The sequence below is a fragment of the Achromobacter sp. 1011791174 genome (assembly GCF_059760925.1).
Genome location: NZ_JCBANH010000120.1, coordinates 1 through 18491, shown reverse-complemented (window position 1 = coordinate 18491; position 18491 = coordinate 1). Strand labels below are relative to the sequence as shown.

The window sequence follows — 18491 nt, the reverse complement described above, 5'->3', positions numbered from 1 at the left end:
CCCCCGCGCCCGGCCGACAGCGGCGCGGACCGGCCGGATTCATCCCATACGGTGTGCATGTCCATGGCCTCAGAACCTGGCGTTGATCTCGAACTGCATGGTGTCGATGGCCAGCGGCGCGCCGTAGACTTCCTTGGTGCTCATCCAGCGCAACACGCCATAGACGTTCTTGTCGAAGGCGTAGCTGCCGCCGATGTAGTAGCCGCGCGCGTTGGTGCCGCCCTGGTGGAACGACGAATCGTTGAAGCCGTCGGGCAAGGCATCCGGCTGGATGTACTTGTAGCCGACGAAGGCCAGCCAGTCGCCCTTCTCCTTCAGGTCGAACGAACGGCCCAGCGTGGCCTGCAGCATCCAGGCGTTCGGACCGCTCTGCACTTCGCCGTTCTCGTTGAAGTTGTTGACCAGATGACCCTGCGAGCGGCTCCAGATCTTGCCCTTGCTGTAGGCCAGGTTGCGGATGTAGTTGCCGTTCAGGCGCAGGCCCAGGCCGTCGAACACGCGCGTGTCCCAGCGCAGGTTCACGTCCAGCAGGTCGAACTTGGACGCCAGGCCCACGAACTGCGGCTGCGGCGTGGCGCCGGGGTTGGCCGGATTGGCCATGATGTCGCGCAGCAGGAACAGCGTGTTGCCCTTCTGCATGAAGGCCGGACGCGACCAGTCGGTGTCGCAGTTCTGGTCGCCGTTCCACGGCGAGCAGGGGCTGGAGCGCTTGCCCGCGATATTGTCGAAGTGGTAGTAGGCCAGCGAGCCGCGCAGCGTGTTCCTGTTGTTGACCTTCCACTCGGCGCCGGCCTGGGCGGCCAGCAGCCACTTGTCCTCGCTCTTGCCTTCCTTGAAGGACGACGAGTTCCAGCCGTTGGCGCTGTACTCGGTGGAGAAGGCGCCCAGCGTGCCGAACAGCGTCACGTCGCGGCCCTGCAGCGGGTGCTTGAAGATCGCGGCCACGCCGTCGAAGTTCAGGTCGTTCGAGAACAGCATGTCGGTGGAATCGAACGGATTGCCGATGCGTCCGCCGGTGACGGTGGCCCACTTGGTCGGACGGTAGGTCAGGTAGGCCTGGTCCAGCCAGATGTCCTTCTTGGACATGCCGCCGCCCAGCGTCTGCGAGGTCGACACCGGGCTGTCGTCGCTGCCCGTGGCCAGGCGGATGCCGGCGGTCCAGGACTCGGACAGCTCGGCGCGCACGCCCAGGCGGGCGCGCACGCGCAGTTGGTTGCGGCGGTCTTCGCGCGTGTTCAGCATCGGCGGGTAGCTGTTGCCGCCTTGCGGATTGACGTCGTACGGCCCCTTGGCGTTCAAGCGCGCGAAATCGGTGATTTCGTTGCTGTTGCTGCCCGAGTACAGGCGCGACTCGTCGCGCACGCGCACATCGCCCTCGACCGTGATGCGCGAAACCCAGTCGGGGAAGGTGTTCGGCTGGGCCCAGTTCTCTTCCTTGGCCTGGGTCATCACTTCGGCCTTGACCTCGTCGCGGATCTGGTCGCGCACGGTCTGCGGGATGTACGGCACGCGCACGTCGCCGGCCTGCGCCACGGCGGCGCCACGGTCATTGCCGGTCGCGCGCGCGCTCTTGGCCTCGGCCTCGGCCTGCGCCACCAGTGCGTCGGCCTGGTCCTGCTTGATCACGCCCTGCTGCACCAGCAGGCGGATCAGGTTGACGGTCGCGTTCTCGGACGGGGCCGGCGCGGCCTGCGCCGGCAGCGCCACGGCGCCCGCGGCGGCCAGGGCCAGCGCGGCGGCCAGTCGGTTGAGTTGGAACTTCATTGTCTTGACACTCCAGGGATCTGTTCGGTTCGTGATTTCAGGAGGGACGGCGGCCGGTCAGCGAGGCGCGGATGGGCATGCTGACCGAGGCCGGCGGACGTTCGTCCAGCGCAGGCACCGCGCGCAAGGCCGCCACCACGCGGGCGTCGACGTCCGCATCGCCGCTGGACTTGGTGAGCTCGACGCGCGTGACCTGCCCGCTCGCCGTCAGCCAGATGTTGGCCTGCAGGCGGAAGGTCAGGTTGCGGGTGCGCTCGTCCTCGCGCAGGATCTTCTGCAGCGCGTAGGCGAGGTACTGGCTGTACGTGGCGTTGCCGGCGCGGCCGCCGCCGCCGCCCGACATGCCCTTGCCCTGGCCGGCGCCGATGTTGAAGGCGTCGTTGCCGGCCTGCGCGTCGCCATCGATCTGCATCGGGTTGGCGAGGTCGTCGGCCGGCCGAGGCGGCGCCTCGTCCTGCGGCTTGGGCGGCTCGGGCGTGGGCACGGGCTCAGGCTCGGGCACGGGCTGCTGCTCTTCCTTGGGCTGCTCGGGCTCCGGCGGTTTCTCGGGCTCGGGCGGCGGCGGAGGAGGCGGCGGCAGCGGAATGATGGCCGACACCTTCGGCGGCTCGCGCCGCACGCCGGACATGTCATTGGCCCAGCGCCACAGCAGATAGGCCGCGGCGGCCAGCGCCACGGCCACCGCCGCCAGCTTCAGCCAGCGCAGCGCCGGACGCCGCGCGCGCGGGGAATCGGATTCAGGAAACGACATGACGTTTGCCTCGGCCCCTATTGCGGCTTGCCGGTGACCAGGCCGACCTGGGCGAGTTCCAGGCGGCGCAGCAGATCCAGCACTTCCACGACCTTCTGGTACTGCACGGCGGCGTCGCCGCGCACGATGACCGGGAAGTCGGGATTGAGCGCTTTCTCGGTGCGCAGCCTGTCCTCCAGCTCGGGCAGGGTGACGGGATAGGCGTCCAGGAAGACCTGGCCGGCATCGTTGACGGAGATCGCCTTGGTCTTGGGCTGCGACAGGGCCATCGAAGAGCTGGCCTTGGGCAGGTTGACCTTGATGCCGGCGATCTGCGCGGTGGCGGTCAGGATGAACATGACCAGCACCACCATCAGCACGTCGACCAGCGGCGTGATGTTGATGCCGTCGACGGGCGCGTCGTCGTCATCATCCTGGGCGGCGGATACGGAAGCCATGGGATCTCCTTATGCTTCGGCGGCGGCGGGCTGCGCGTCGCGGACCGCGGGGCGGCCGGCAGCGCGCGGCGCGGGATGGTGGGCGGCTTCCTGCTCCTGCGTCTCGCCATGCACTTCGGCCAGGCGCGTGACGAACTCGTCGACGAACACGCGCATATCGGCGCTGACTTCCTTGTTGCGCGAGACCAGGCGGTTGTAGCCAAACAGGGCCGGGATGGCGACGAACAGGCCCATGGCGGTGGCCAGCAGCGCGGCGGCCATGCCAGGCGCGATGGCGTTGATGTTCACGTCGCCGGCCATGGCCGTGCCCAGGAACACCACCATGATGCCCAGCACCGTGCCCAGCAGGCCGATGTACGGGCCGCCGGCGATGGCGTTGGACAGCGAGCCAAGCTTGGCGCCCAGCACCTGGTTTTCCTTGGTGCGCACGGCGTCCATCGAGGCGCGGATGGCTTCGATGGTGGCGGCCGAGATCGAGCTGGTGTCGGCGCCCTGCTCGCGGCGGGTGCGGATTTCATTGACCGCCACGCGGTACAGGCGCCACAGCGAGGCATGCTCCAGCGAGCGCGCCAGGTTGGCGTCGTCGGCCAGCAGTTCCAGGCGCTTGCCGACCTTGGCGAACGATTCGCGGAAGGCGTCGTTGGCACGGGCCACGCGGGCCACGTTGCGGCTCTTGCGAATCATGATGAACCAGGACTGCACCATCATCACGACCAGGATGGCGATGATGACCCAGGCGTCGATCGGCACGGCCTTGAGCAGGAAGCCCAGGCCGCCGAAACCGAAGCCGGACTGCTCTTCGTCGGTGCCATAGGCCACCAGGCGCGATTCGGCGCCCTGCGCGGTGGCGTCGGCCAGGATCAGCGCGGCGGGGCGGGCGATCTTGGACAGGCGCACTTCGTCGATGGCGCCCACGAACGGCGCATAGACCGGACGGGCGGGCGCGGCTTCGACCGGCGCCTGACCGTCGGCGGCGGGCGCGGCGGGGGCAGCCGGGGCGGCGGCCGGAGCCGGCACGTCACCGCCCAGGGCGGCGACGGTGTTCAGCGGCGGCAGGCTGGCGGCCAGCGACGACGAGACGCGGCCATTGACGTACAGGTTGACCTTGCTGCCGTCGGCCGTCACGGCCACGTGCTGCCAGGCTGCCGGGGCCAGGGGCTGGCCGGGCTGGCTGCGCTGGCCGTTGACCTCGACGAAGGGCACGCCTTGATTGATACCGACCAGCAGCGAATTGCCGGCGTCGCGGCGGGCATAGATCAGCTGCTCGCCTGCGGGTTGGTCGGCGCGCACCCAGGCGCTGAACGTGAAGGAACCGGCGGCCGGGATGGCCAGCGAGGGGCTCGCGGGCAGCATCAGCGGCGCCGTCGAAGTGGTAGACCAGCGTGTAGTTCGGGTCGAAGGTCAGCTGGCCGTTGGCCGAGGCCGGGGCCTTCTGGTTGCCGTAGTACATCCAGATGTCCTGGCGCTGGCCGTCGGCCAGCTCGGGCACGTCCACCCAGATCAGGGCGATGCCCAGCAGCGGATCGAAGGCTTCGAGCTGATGGTTCAGCACGGTCTGATCATCGGCCGCGACGAAACGGATGTCGGCGCCCTTCTCGCTGATGCCGTCGAAGGTGAAGTTGCCGGTGTGCAGGCGCACCAGCAGCGGCGAACGGCCGGCGGAGCCGCCCAGCGGCGCGCCTTGCGGCGTGGTGTCCACGGTGATCTGCTTGCGGTATTGCCAGTCGGCCTGCCACCAGGCGTTGGCGGCCGCCGGCGCTAGGCCGGCCAGCACGGTCAGTAGGAACATCAGTAAACGTTGCATGGTCAGGACTCCGGGAGGAATGCGGTTGCGTGCGCGCTCAGAAGCTGGCGCGCAAGTTGAAGTTCAGGCGGGGATCGTGTTTGCGGGTGTTGGGACCGTCCTTGAGCGGGTAGCCCCAGTCCAGCGAGCCGCTCAGCCAGTCCAGCACCTGCATGCGGGTGCCCAGGCCCACGCTGGCCAGCGAGTAGCTGGCGTCCTGCTCCGGCAGCGTTTCGCGCAGGCGCAGGGTGGCGGCGTCGGCGAAGGCGTAGAAGCGCCACTCGTTGACGTTGGGGCCCAGCCAGCGGGCCAGCGACGGCGTGCGCCACTCGACCGAGCCGAGCAAGCCGTCATCGCCGGTGCGCTCGGCGGCCAGGTAGCCGCGCACGCTGGTGGCGCCGCCGGCGGAGAACTGCTCGTTGGACACCAGGGCGCCGGACGAAATCTGGAAGGCGCCGCGCAGGCCCAGCTGCCAGTCGCCGAGCAGGTTGTGCGTGTGGGTGCCGTCGCCGCGCAGCAGCGCGAAGCTGGGGCTGGCGCGATAGCGTTTATCGTCGAATTCCTTCCAGCCGCTGCCGATGCCGAAGGACGAGCGCGTGGCGCCGACGATCGACAGGCCCACGCTGCTCTGCGAGGACTCGGAATAGCGGTAGCCGTTGTACGAGAACGTGAACGGCAGGTACTTCAGCGGGATGAGTTCTTCGTTGTTGCCGAAGCGCGTGGTTTCATCGAACTTCTTGTAGTCGATGCCCATCGTCAGCGAGTTGTACCACTCGCCCTGCGGCTCCATGCTGTAGGTCGCGCTGACGCCGAACGAGTGGCCCTTGCCCAGCACGTTGGTGCCGCCGATGGTGGCCACGTTGCTGTCGCTCTTGTAGCCGGAGAACTGCAGGCTCCAGCGGTTGGACAAAGGCATCGAGTACGAGCCGGACCAGACCTTGGCGTTGTCGGTCTGCTGCGGCGCGGTGAAGAAGGTCAGGCTGACGGAATGGCCCAGCTGCCACAGGTTGTCGTAGCCGATCGAGGCGGTGCTGCGCAGCTTCTTGGTGTCGGCGCTGTAGTCGTTGTTCAGGCCCACGCTGGCGTGCCAGGGGCTCTTGTCCTCGACCTTCAGGTCCACGTCCATGGTGCCCGGCATGCGGCCTTCCTTGACCAGCGGCACCACCTGGCGCGAGGCGCCCCGGTTCAGATTGGTCAGCTCGGCCTGGGCCCTGTTGAAGTTCGGCACCTCGCCTTCCTGCAGCGCGGGCACTTCGTCGCGGATGGTCAGCGGCGAATAGTGCTTGGCGCCGACCACGCGCACGCGGCCCACCTTGGTTTCCGATACCTGCAGGAAGACGATGCCGTCGGCCACCTGCTGCTCGGGCAGGTCCACGTACACCGACTGATAGCCGCGCTCCTGGTAGATGGTCTGCAGGGCCTCGCGCGCGGCCTCGATGTCGGACAGCGTGCGGTCCGGCCCCAGGTACGGATAGACCGCCTTCTCGATATCGCGCGCCTCCAGCACGGTGTTGCCGCGCACGATGTACTCGTTGACGTTGACGCGGCGCTGGTCGGCTGCCGCGGCGGCGGCATCGGCGGGCGCGGCGGCCTGCGCCCAGGCGGCGCCGGCCGCCAGCGTCAGGACGATCGCTCCCGCTGCGCGCAAGGCGCTGCCCTTACTCTCGAAATCATGCATAGCGATGCACTCAGTTCCTTTTATGAAAACCGGTCAGTGGCCGGCCGCTACCGTGCAGTGCGCTTGACAATCTCGTGACGGATTTCTGCCCGCATGTCCTCGTCCGCAGCTTCTGCTTGTTACTAGACGTACTGGCGAGCCCGGGACTGCGCGTTGTAAGAAAAATTTCACGTAACAGCGCCGGCGCCCCTGGGCAGGCCCGCCGGAACGGACCAGGGCCCGGAAATTTCCGGGCCCTGGTCCGTTTTTTGCTCCCCGCCGATGTGACACCGGCATGACAGGCGACAAGGTTTCAGCCGCCGCCATCACCTCGACAGTCTGGCGCGCTCCTGTTCCGTCAGGCCGCGCATCTCGCCCGGCTCCAGCGCGCCGGCTCCCAATATCTGCACCGCGCTGGCCGAGTCGTAGCGCGAGCCGGCGGGCGCCGCCGCGCGCGGCGACGGCGGCGTCGCGCCGGCGGCCGGTTCGTCGCCATAGCCCAGGATCTGCACGCTGATGACAGACGGCAGGTTCTGGCGCGACTGCTGCTGGGCGCGCTGCACCGATTCCTGCGCCGCGCCGGCCGCCGCCGAGGACGCCGCGCTGGCCGACGCCAGCGCGCCGGTGTTGACCGTCGCCGCCGCCGGAATGCCGTTGCTCTCGCCCTTGACCTGGATGTTGGCCGCGTTCACCACGTGCAGCGCCGCGATGTTGATGTTGCCCGACACCCGGATCCCCGCCTCGCCCGCGTCGATCGTGCCCAGCGGCGCATACAGGTCCACGTCGCCGGCCGGCACCTCCGCGATCGGCGCCAGCGTGGCGATGCCCGCGCCAGAACTCGGCGCGTTCGGCGACAGCGCCACGTTGCCGAACGCGTCATAGACCCGCCTCGGCGGCGTGTACACCACCGTGGTCTTGGCGCCCCGGCCGGCGTTGATGTCGCCCTCGGCAGACCACGCCAGGATGCCGCCGCCGAACGTCGTCATGATCCGGCTCTGCCCCAGCAGGATGCTGTCGCGCGCGTAGAGCTGGATGTCGCCGCTGCCCTGGGTCACGACGCCGGCGCTGGACGGCGGCGCCAGGCCCTCGACGCCGAAGACCTGCGCGCCGCCCGGCGTCAGCGCCTGGATGTCCCCGCCGGCGCGGGTCTGCACGCCCGCGCCGCCGTAGAGCGTGATGCCGCCGTCATAACGCAGGGGCGCGCCCTGCGCATCATGGTCGGGGAACAAGGCGGCGATGGCCTGGCGTCCGCGCAGATAGCTGCCCTCGCGCGCGGCCAGCTTGCCGTTGTATTCACGGCCGCTATTGCGCAGCTCGGCGAAATAGACCTGCCGGGCAAAGGCGCGCTGCTGTTCCGCCGGCAGCGCCGCGAAGTAGGCGCGCGCCTCGGCCGCGTCGCCGGCGTAGCCGTAGCGCTGGGTCAGCCACAGCAGCAGCTCGGCCTCGTAGGTCTTGAAGGGCAGGCCCTGATCGAGCAGCGGACGCGCCGGATCGGCGGTCTTGTCGCCGAGATAGCGCGCGAGGAAGCCCGCATAGTCCGCCCCTCGCGCGCCGGCGCCGGCCTGCAGCGCGACGGCGGCGCCGGCGCGCGTGTCGCCAGGCGCCACGGGCCCCAGGCTGACCACGCTGGCCTTGTCTTCCATCAACAGGTTGCGGCCGGCCGATATTTCCATCACGCCCGGACCCGCGACCATGAAGCTGCTGTGGAGAATGTCGCGGCCGGCCTGCACCAGCGACACATCCGAAAGGCTCGTATGCACGAACAGATTGCCGCTCGCCGTGCCCGCGTAGCCGCCGCCCGAGTTGCGGCTCAGATCGCCCGGCAAGGACATGTCCTGCGCGGGAGCCGTGCCGCTGTTGACGATATCGCGTCCGGCCAGCATGCGGACCGGCGCGGCGCCCACATACCAGACCTGACTGTCGCGCGTGGTGGCCGTATAGCTGTAGACAGCGCCGCTGCGCACGCCGACCAGATCCTGCCCGGCATAGATGCGCACCGGCTCGCGCGACGCGGACTGCGCCGCCACGCTGTCGACGCCGAAGGAGAACAGCGGCAGGCGCCGCGTCGTCGCGACGATGCCATCCACGGACTGGTTGCTGGAACGGATCCCGTTGAGCGCGACCCCGGCAAAAGCAGGCCGCTGCGGCGTCGCCAGCGCGCTCTCGGACGCGCCGGACGGCGTGATCGAATAGCCGCCGGCGTAAATCGAGCCGGACGCCAGCAATTCCAGCTGCCCCCGGTCCGACGGCATCAGCACGATGCCGTAGAGCGATGCATCGTAGCGATGCGACATCCCGGCGCGGGCCGACTGGCCGTAGTACATGCTGCCGCCCGCCGCCACGGCGCGCAGGATGGGCGGATAGATATAGCGTCCGTCCGTGGGCGAGATGTCCAGCCCCGTCGCGATGCCGCTGCCGTCGATTTCGGTCGCCGCGCTGCCTGGCGTGAGATTGCCGCCCGCCGAGTGCAGGTCAATGGCGCTGCGGCCGGTCCAGAGCGTGAACCATGAGATGCCGCCGCCCGGCGCCAGCAGGCCCGTCGCATCGAGATAGGGCCGGGTCGACAACGGCACCACGCGGCCGGGATCCACCACCGCGCCCAGCACCAGATCGCCGCGCGTATTCAGATTGACGGTGGCGTCGCCCGGCGCCAGCACCAGTCCGCCGGTGGCCGAGGCCATCGACGAAGACAAGGGATCCGGCGCGCGGGAATCGAGTGGATCGCGCGACAGCGAAGTGGCGCCATAGGACAGCGCGATGCCGCCGAGCGAGGCCGCGCTGAGCTGCACGTTGCCGCGCAGATTCGCCAATACGCCGTCCAGCGCATGGCGGTTCATGGCGCGGCTCTTCTTGTCTATGTCGTTGTAGCCGCGCGCCTCCAGGTCGGCGTTGTAGCCGCCGCCCACGCGAAAATCGATGTCGCCGCCGCCCGTCAGCACCAGCCGGCCGTCCGCCGTCATGCGGCCGCTGCCGCCCACCGCCACGGTCAGCCCCTGGCTGCGGCGCGCGCTTTCGGCCGTGTCCGCCTGCGCTTGCAGCGTGCCTGCATCGCCGCCGACCGAGATGGCGACGTTGCCGCCGCCCAGCGTGCCGAAACCGGTGAAGCCCACCAGATGGGGCACATAGGCATTCACCGCCGACGAGCCATTATCGAAAGGCGGGCGCACATAGGTGCCGAAGTTGATGCCCCAGGCCACCGGCACCGCGGCGGGACCGGACGGCGCATCGCCGCCGCCCTGCCGCCACAGCCAGTTGGCGATGCTGGCGCTGGACAGCGCCTCGCGATTCTGGCTGCTCCAGGCCGGGGCGATCGACACGCCGTTGAGATTGCCGCCGGCCGTCACCGACAGATTGCCGCCGCGCTCCGGATACCAGACCCGCGCCAGGCTCGCGCCGCCGCCGTCGACGAATTTTTCGTAGTCGCCGCCCTCGCTGCCCAGCACGCTGCCCTGGCCCGGCACCACGCCGCGCGCCTGCCGGTAGGCAGGACCCATGTCCGCCGACTCGGTGCCCGCCGTGTAGACGCCGTAGGGCGACGCCAGCCGCACATCGCCCGCCGCGGCCACGTCCAGATCGCCCGTGCCCGTGCGCAGCACGCTGTAGTTCTGTCCCAGCACGCTCGCGGTCTTGGTGATCTCCAGCCGGATGTCGCAGAACGCCGGGTTGAGATCGCAGACGGCCAGCGCGCCCTTGGGCACGTCGGTCCCGGCAATGCGGTCCGGCTGGCTGTCCTGCGCGGCCTGCGACCACACCTTGACCTCGCGCTTGACCGCCACGGTCTCGCAGGCCTCCGGCAACCATTCGCACACGCCGAGAAAACCCTCGGGCACCTCGGTCCCTCGCGGGCCCATCCCCATCAACTCGCCCTCTTCCGTGATCATGATCTTGATGTTGTCCACGACGCGCGCGGCATAGTGCGTGTCGGCCAGCACCACATAGCCGGCGCGCGGGTCGACGCCGACGGCGCGTGGATCCGCGGCCCCCAGGTCGGCGCCGCCGACCAGCCGCAAGCCCCACGATTGCGAGCCCGCGGGCAGCATCGCCGCCAGCGCCCAGTTGCGTCCCTGCGTGCCGGCCTTGTCCGCGCGCAGCTCGACCATGCTCGCGCCGTCGGGCAACTTGACGTCGGTGCCGGACGGCAGGTGCGCGCCGCGCGGCAGGTTCAGCTTGCCGGCCAACACCAGCGGGGACGGCTTGCCGTCGTCCGTCAACGCGCGCGGCAGCGCCACGCCGGCGGGCCAGCGCAGCGGCGCCAGCGTCGCCGTCGCCGCGAGCACGCTGCCCGCGCCCAGGCGCGCGTCGGCCGGCAGCGTGACGCCCTGCGCCAGCAGCGCGCCGGCCGGATACAGCAGCGCGCCGTTGGCATCGTGCACGGCGGCTGCCAGGATGGTGCCAGCGGGCAGCGTCAGCGGCTGCGCCAGGGTGCCCGCCACCGGCAGCACGGTGCCCGCCGCGAACCGCGTCTGCGACAGGGGCAGTTCGAAGTTGAGCAAGGCCCCCGACGGGAAAGTCGTGCCTTGCGCCAGCGACACGCCGATATCGGGCACCACCAGGTCGCCGCGATATGGCTGCACGCCGGACAACAGCAGCCAGCCCGAGTCGTCGGGCGTGACGGGAGGCGGCGCGAAGCCGTCGTTGATGCTGCCGTTGATCTCCAGGTTGCCGCCGGCCCGGATCGCCAGGCTGCCCACTTCGCCGGATCCATAGATGCCGGTGAGCGGCGCGCGCGGATTCAGGCTCGCATAGCGGTAGCGCGACAGGTCCAGATCCCCCTGCACCACCAGATCGCCGTCGGCCGAGGCGCTGCGGATCTCCACGCCGGGGCGCAGGTGCAGCGCGTCCGCGTAGGGCAGCAGGCCCGCCAGCTTGCCGCGCCTCAGGCCGGCATTGGCCAGCGCCGCGTCGACGAACTTGCGGCTGTCGTCGTGGATGCGGTCCAGGTAGTCCTGGTCGATGACCTGCCACTTGGCGCCATTCACCGGATCCGTCTCGGTGCGCGCATCGCGATAGATGGCCATGCCGTTGACGGCCACGCTTCGGGCGCCACGGATAGACAGGGCGCCGCTGGCATCGATATCGATGTCGCCCGCGATCAGGCCACCCAGGCGCGGCGCGTTCAGCTCCATGCTGCCCAGCCCCAGAGCGCCGCCAGGCGCCTCAACCCCCGCGCGCAGGTCGAAGCTGGCGCCCGCGTCCAACTGCAGGCGACCGGCGCCGGAATTGAGTTCGATGAGCGCCCGGTTCGGCGCGTCTATCGGCTGGCCGTAGCTGTCCAGGCGCGGCACGCTGCCGTGCGCGTCCAGCGCCGCGCCGGCGGCGATGCGCAAGCCCTGGGCCGCTGCCAGCCGGATGCTGCCCACGCCCTCGCCGCTGGCATCGATGCGACCGGCCACGGTCAGGCGGCCGCCGTCCAGCGAAATGCTCACCTGGCGCGCCCGCACTTCATCGCCGACCGTCAGGTCGCCCTGCTTGATCTGGAAGCTGCGCGACCCGAAGACGCCACCCGCGTTCAGGCGCTGGTTCAGCGCCGCGAAGTCCAGACGCTGCGCGCGGATATCGACGCCTCCGGCGGCGTAGGGCACCAGGGTGCCGCCGGCATCGTAGCGCCCGGAAGCCTGGCCCTGGATGGCGCCCAGCAGATCCACCCGGCCCGCCAGCGGATCCAGCGCGATCGCGGTCAGGCTGCCGGCGCGGTTGTGGCTGGCGGACAGGTCGATGAGGCTGCCCGGCGCCTGCAGAATGTCGCCCTGCCGGCTTTCCAGGCGCAGCTCGCCGCCCCAGCCGTACTTGCTGACGTCATGGAAATCGGTCTTGCGTCCGGCCAGGTCCAGGCGCGCGCCATCGCCCAGGACCAGGCCGCGCTGCGCCGCCAGCGTCAGCTTGCCGCTGGGCAAGGCCACGGCGGTGTCGATGCGCACGCTGTCGCCATCCAGGACCCATTCCGCGCCGCCGGCGGCCATGGCCGCCTGGGCAGCCGTGGCGGCGCCTGCGGGCCGGCTCGCGACGATGGCGCCGCCGGCCTTGACGCGATTGACCGAACCGGCCTCGCCGGTGATCAGCGGCGTGTACAGATTGAGATTGCCGCCCTGGTAAGCGTAGCCGCTTCCTTCGACGTAGACGCCTTGCGACTGGTACACCGACAGGCTGCCCCGGTGATTGGCGGTGATGCGCTGCGCCGCGTTCAGGTTGACGGTGGCGAAGCCAAGCGCCATGCGCTGCGGCGCGGCCGTGCCGTCCGGCTGGCCCGTGGGCCCGTAGCCGAACTCGATGCGGTCGGCGATGAGATCCAGCGTCCCCTGGCCCGTTCCCGCGCCCTGCGCGATCACGGCTGCCGGCGCGCCGCCGCCCCAGATCAGGGTCTGCGCGCGCAGCGTGGCCCGGTCGCCCGCCGCGCCATAGCCATAGACCGCCGGCGCGTTCAGTTCAAGCCGGCCCAAGGGCTTGCCCGCAGGCGACGCCGAGGCGCTCAGGTCCACCGTTTCGTAGAAGTTGACCGAGTCCCTGACCGTCAGCGTCAGTACTTCCAGCGCCGGCGCGCCGAAATCCGCGTCGCCCATGAGCAGCCGATCCAGCAGCCCCTGGTTCAAGGTCATGCCCGCCGGCAGCGCGCCGCGCGCGGCAGCGGCGGCCAGCGCCTGCGCGCTGCCCGCGTTGACGGCGCTCACCGACAGCGCCAGCTGACGCGCGCCGTAGCGGGCCTGGTCGCCCAGGATGAAGCGGCCGTCGGTGGCCGCGGCCAGCGTGCCCTCGGTGTAGAGCCGGGCGGGCCGGGCGCACAGGCCGGCGCAGGCGCCGATCTCGATCGCTCCCGGCGGATTGCTCTCGGGCCCTTGCGGCGCGTCCGGCGCCAGCATGGTGATCAGACCGTTGGACAGGGCCAGCACGGCGCTGCGGCCGGGGCTGTACAGGTAGCCTTCGGCGCTGTCGTAGTAGGCGCGACCCGCGCCGATCGTATCGATGGCGGCGCCCGCCTCCAGCGTGATGCCGCCCGCCGACACGAACACCTACGGCGCGCGCAGCAGCGCGCCATCCCGCAACGTGACGCTGCGAGCCTGCGACTCGAACGTCAGCACATTGGCGCCTCCGGTGGCGGAGCTGCGGGCCTGACCGCCCACGCTGATGCGCGACGCGCCGAAGCCGTTGAGCGTGCTGGCGTAATAGCTGCTCATGCCAGGCGTGGCGGCCGCGCCATCGGCCAGCACCTCGATCGCGGTGCCGCGCAGCGCCAGCTCGCCGCCGCGCCCGCCTTCGGCCGGCCGGAAATCGGCCCGGCCCTGGAAGTCGAGCCGGCCGTCCACGCCTACGTCGATGGACAGCAGCTTGGCGTCGCGCTCCAGCATCGCCCGTGGCATGCCGCGACGCTGCGCGTCCTCCAGCACGTAGCGCGCGTAGGACGTCTCGTTGTACTGGGAATAGCCGCGCAGCGTCTGCGCCGACGTGACGATCACCTGCGACGGCAGCGCGTCGCGTATGGCCGTGCCGGCGACGGAGAAGCTCGCGGGCAGGCTCCAGGAGCCATTGCGCATGGCCAGCGCCGCTTGTCCCGGGACAACGCTGCCTGGCGCGACGCGGCCGTCGATCTCGACCCGGAATGCGCCCGGCAGCAAGGCATAGCTGGCCGGCATCAGCGTGTAAGTGCCCGCCGACATGCCCGGCACGCCCGCCCCGATCTGGATCTGCCGGCCGATCAGCGGCGCACCCTCGCCGGCCTCGGCGGCCGTTGGCGCGACCGTCGCCTGCGCACCCGGCACGACGGCGTAGACAGGATTGGTCGCCAAACCGGGCAGGCTGAACCCGCCGCCCGACGGCTCGATCCGCATCAGCGGCGTGTAGCGGGCATCGCTGGAACCGCCGCGACCGCTGACGAATGCCGCGCCCAGCAGCTCGCCTCCGCCCGACAGGTCGATGCGCGAACCGGGCGCCGCGTCCAGCTTGCCGGACAGGGCGATCTTGCCGTATTCGCCCGGCTGGTTCGGGACCACCGGCTTGCCGCCATACGCATAGGCCACGCCATCCACGGTGCCGCCATAGGGCATCACCAGCCCGCGCGCGCTGACCGACGTCAGGCTGCCCGGCAACAGGCTCAGTTGTTCGGCGTTGAGCGACAGATTGCCCAGCGGCGCCCACAGCGCCGCGCCGTGATCGATGCGCGACGCGGTGAGGGACAGCTCGCCGAAGGCCGAATAGGGCGGCGACTCGTCCGCGCCCACGCGGGACAGCACCAGCGGCTGGCGCTTGCCGTAGTAGCCCGATTCCACCACGGCCCGGGCTTGCGCCGCGGGGTAGATCCGCGCGCCGGCCAGCGCCACGGATCCCGGCGTCGCCAATATCGTCATGCCATCGGCCACGGCGCCGCGCAGGAAGCGCAAGTCACCGTCGGCGGCCAGGCTGACGCTGCCGTAGCCTTGGCCGTCCACGGTGCGCAGCACCCTGCCCTGCAACAGGAAATAGCCATTGGCGCCGAAGCTGACCCGGTCGCGCACATCCACCGTGTTCCCGTGCACCGCGAACGCGCCGGTCGGGTCCTGCTTCGACAGGCCGCCATGCACGGTGGGCAGCACCAGGAAGTCCGCGTTGGGGCGGTCGGTCTGTGCCAGCAGCACATAGGGCGCGTTGACGCCGAACCGGGTATCCGGCGGCCCGCCCTCGGCCACCGTGAACGCGCCGGCGAACAGGCGGACGGCCTGGCTGGCCCGCAGATCGACGGCGCCGCTGGCGCTGATGAATCCATTGGACAGCACATTGAGGGTGCCAAAGCCGCTGTCCTGGTAGCGGTCCAGCGCCAGCTCGCCGTGGCCGTAGCGCAGCAAGGGCCGCGCCGCCCGCGGATCGGCCACGTCGGGCAGGCTGGCCGCCGCCTGCTGACGGATCAGCAGTTCGCGCTGCACCCGCACCAGATCGACGCTGGTGTTTTCATAGACGGGCGTCTCCAGCGCCACCGACAGCACGCCGCCAGCCGCGCCGGCCCCGCCCGCGCGGGCGCGCAGCGTGCCGTCCAGGTACAGCCCGTCGTAGGAACTGAGCGAAATCGATCCCCCGGCGCTGGCGACGCCGACGCTGCCGCCCTGCGGCAGATCCAGGATCGCGAACGCGCCGGACGCTTCCAGCAGCGAGCCGGGGCGCAGCACCACGAAGGCATCCACCGACGTGGCCGAGCCCTTGGCCGTATCGATCTCGCCGCCGATGACGATGGCGCCGCCCGGATCCACCCAGCCGTACCGCCGTCCCTGCGCATCCAGGGCCACGGCCGCGCGTCCGGCCACATCCAGCACCGCGCCATCGCCCACCCACAGCGAACGCTTGTGACCGCTACCGTCGCCGCGGTTATCCTTCAGGGCCACCGGCGGTTGGTCGATGCGCAGCGTGCCGCCGGGCGCGCGCAAGGCGCCGTCTATGGTGATCTGGCCCGCGCCGCGCAAGGCGATGGCCTGGCGCGGATCCACCTCGATCGATGCGCCGCGCGCCAGCGTCAGCTGCGCCGTGGCCCGGTCATCGTCGGGCGAATAGATGGCTCCGGTACGCAGCGTCAGGTCCGCGCCCAGGCGCTGCGTCAGCACGCGCTTGAGCGGATCGTCCTGGTACAGCGGCGGCGTCCAGGTTTCCAGCGCCGTATTCCGGTCCGACGCATTCGGCGCCTGCGCCGTATAGCGCAACACCGGCATGGTCACGCGCACGCGGGCGCCCTCGACGACCTCCAGGCCGCGCACGCCGGCCACTTCGTACTGCGAGAAGCCGCTGGCGAAGAAGCCTTCGTCCAGCACCGACACGCCCGGCGCGACGGCCTGGCGCCCACGGCCCACGCTGACCCGTTCGGCCTGCAGCAGCAGCTTGCCGCCGCCATCCACCCCGTAGCCGGCGATCTCGCCCGCCACCGTCAGGACGCCGCCCGTCGCGTTGCCCAAGGCGTTGGCCGCCAGCGTGACGTCGCCGCCCTTGCCGCCGCGCAGGCTGCCTGCCCAGGACCTGGCCGCGCCGCTGGATACGTTGATCGATCCGGACTGCGTGAGCGACACGTCGCCGCTGCTGCGCAATGCGACCGAGCCACCGTGACGCCAGGCCATCAGCGCGGAGTCTTGCGGCGTCAGCGCCAGGTTGGTCCACAGGCCGCCGGCATCCACCCGCGCGCCCACGCGCACGCCCGCCGGCTTGCCAGCGGCCGGATTGGCCACGCCCTCCTCGACGCGGCCGTTGGAGGCGCTCATCTGCTTGAGCACATTGCCGGCCTGGATGCGGCCGCCCGGCGCCGACAGGTCCGCGTCGATGGCGACCCAGGGCGCGTACAGCACGGCCTCGCCCCCGGGCGCCAGCCTCAGCGCCTGCTGCACGACCACCCGATCCGCGCCCGCCAGCTTCAGGGCGCCCAGTCCCGCCTGATTCAGCCAGGCGGCGTCCAGCACGATCTCGCCGTCCGCCGCGTCCGCCTGCCCGACCGTCACCTGCCGGCTTATGCCGGACAAGCCCCAGGCGAGACGGTTCGTCGCGGTATCGAAGCGCGGCAGATACTGGCCCACGACCAATTGTCCGCGTCGCGCCGCCGCGGTCTGCGATTGATAGAAGCCTTCCTGGTCGCGCTGCGGCGCGTCGGTCTGGCGCGGCCCCTGGTAGACCTCTCCCGTCAACGCGCCCTGCAGGGCCGCGCGCTCGGTGGACACCAGCAGTTGGCCCGCGTCGCGTCCCACGGTGTAGCCGCTCTCGAAACGCTGGCGCGGCGCGATCAGCGGGTTGTAGAAGGTGCGCGTGGCCCGCTCGCCCCAACGCTCATGCTTCTGCTCGAAGCCCTTGTACAGGCCGGTGTAGAGCAGATCGCCGGGCGCGCGCGACAGCTCGTACAGGCGGCCGTCCGCGCCGCGCAGCCAGCTCTGGCGGATATACCCGTCCCGCACGTCCAGCGTGCCGCCCGACAGGTTGATGTCCGAGCCGGCCCGCGTGACCAGCTCGCCGCCCGTGAACGTCGCCGTGCCGCCCTGCGCCAGCCACTCGCCGGCGCCGCGCCCGCTGGTCGCCAGATAGCCGCCCACCTCCAGCAGCCCCCCCGCCGTGTACCAGCGTTCGTTCTGGTAGCCGTTCACGCCGGCGGCCACCTTCACCAGCGTGCGCCGGTCCACCCAGACTTCGCTGTTGTTCAGGTTCTTGCTGTCACGGTTCACCGGCGAGTCGCGCTGCTCATTGCCCTGCACGTCGATCCGGACGCTGTTGGACTCCATCGCCACCTTCACGCCGATCGCGCCCGCCACATCCAGCGCCGCACCAGACTGCAGCAGCGCCTGCCGGCCCGCCGACACCGCGATCTGCCCGCCGGTCGCCACGGTAGTCGAGCCTCCCTCGAACAGCGCCTGCCCGCCCGTCACCACCTCGATGCGCGACAGGTCGCGCCGGTCGGCGACCGTGCTCAGGTGATCGTATGCGCCGCCCGTCTTGTTGGTCGCCTGGCCGTCCAAGGCCTTCAGCGCCGCGTCCCGCTGGCCGTCCAGGCCGGTGAGCGCAGAAGACTCCAGCACCACGGCGGTAACGCTGCCCTCGCCCAGCGCCACACTGCCGCTCGCATCGCTGGCGCGGTTCAGCAGGTGGATGGCGCCGCGCGCGCCAATATCCGTGCTGGCGACCAGCACGCCGTCCTGCCGCACCTGGCGACCAGCCAGCGTGATGTCGCCGGTGGCGGCGCTGATCAGGCCGCTGTTGCGCACCAGGCCCGCCGCGCTGCCGGCCTTGATCGTCGTGCCGACCTCGTTGCCGGTGGTCGTCGACTTGACATTACCGTCGGTGCCATAACCCTTGCGGATGTAGAAATCATCGCCCGCCGCCAGCGCGGCCTGACCGCGCGGCGTGGCGATCTGGCCGGCGTTGTGGACCTCGCTGCCCAGCAGCAGCACATAGCCGCCGCCGCGCGTGGCGCTGCCCGGCTCCTGCGTGGCGATGCTCGCGCCCGGCCGCAGCTCGATATTGCCCAGCGCGTCCTTGAAGGTGGGCAGCGTGCCGTTGGCATCGGTGTAGATGCCCTTGTCGCGGAACTGCTCGTCGGTGATGGTGGCGGCGGCGGCCACCAGGTTGCGCGCGTTGACCTGGCTGGTGCCGGTGAAGATCACGCCGTTCTGGTTGACC

The 18491-nt window shown here is 70.6% G+C and carries 6 protein-coding genes and 1 pseudogene; all 7 read right to left on the bottom strand.

What is annotated here, in order from left to right:
* Positions 1-69: 69 nt before the first annotated feature.
* Positions 70-1764, bottom strand: coding sequence for a putative porin (locus tag AC6LJ5_RS27265; protein ID WP_103275594.1), 1695 nt, complete (start codon positions 1762-1764; stop codon positions 70-72).
* A gap of 37 nt (positions 1765-1801) precedes the next feature.
* A complete protein-coding gene (locus AC6LJ5_RS27260) occupies positions 1802-2515 on the bottom strand; it encodes an energy transducer TonB family protein (RefSeq protein WP_103275595.1) in 714 nt (237 codons plus the stop codon).
* A gap of 17 nt (positions 2516-2532) precedes the next feature.
* Positions 2533-2952: an ExbD/TolR family protein gene (locus AC6LJ5_RS27255; protein ID WP_103275596.1), complete on the bottom strand. Its 420-nt coding sequence runs from the start codon at positions 2950-2952 to the stop codon at positions 2533-2535.
* Positions 2953-2961: 9 nt separating this feature from the next.
* Positions 2962-4756: pseudogene (locus tag AC6LJ5_RS27250) on the bottom strand (DUF2341 domain-containing protein).
* Positions 4757-4793: 37 nt separating this feature from the next.
* The gene (locus AC6LJ5_RS27245; protein WP_498142146.1) at positions 4794-6413 is read right to left on the bottom strand and encodes a ShlB/FhaC/HecB family hemolysin secretion/activation protein; all 1620 of its coding nucleotides are present in this window, start codon (positions 6411-6413) and stop codon (positions 4794-4796) included.
* 305 nt (positions 6414-6718) lie between these two features.
* Positions 6719-13396, bottom strand: coding sequence for a filamentous hemagglutinin family protein (locus tag AC6LJ5_RS27240; RefSeq protein ID WP_498142145.1), 6678 nt, complete (start codon positions 13394-13396; stop codon positions 6719-6721).
* On the bottom strand, positions 13397-18491 hold a 5095-nt coding region (locus AC6LJ5_RS27235), incomplete at its 5' end, for a two-partner secretion domain-containing protein (protein WP_498142144.1).